The organism is Oleiphilus sp. HI0123 (assembly GCF_001635315.1).
Genome location: NZ_LWGE01000361.1, coordinates 1 through 293 on the forward strand (window position 1 = coordinate 1; position 293 = coordinate 293).

The following is a 293-nucleotide window of genomic DNA, read 5'->3' on the forward strand; positions in this document are numbered from 1 at the left end:
TCGTCTTGATTTAAACTCTACCGGCCTTGTATTGCTTACAAATGACGGAGAATGGTCAAGACAACTAAGCGATGCTAATTGCGGAGTACTTAAAAGATATCGTGTTCGACTGGCCAAGCCTATAAGCCATGAATATATAAAAGCCTTTGCTGAAGGCATGCACTTCGCTTACGAAAACATTCATACTCGCCCTGTCGAACTTAAGATTCTTTCTGAGTTTGAAGCAGAACTAAGCCTACAAGAAGGCCGGTACCATCAAATAAAACGTATGTTTGGACGCTTTCGAAACCAGG

1 protein-coding gene is annotated in these 293 nt (G+C 42.0%); it reads left to right on the forward strand.

What is annotated here, in order from left to right:
- Nucleotides 1-293 (forward strand): pseudouridine synthase (locus A3761_RS03440; RefSeq protein ID WP_231881140.1); only part of this gene is annotated, 293 nt, incomplete at both ends.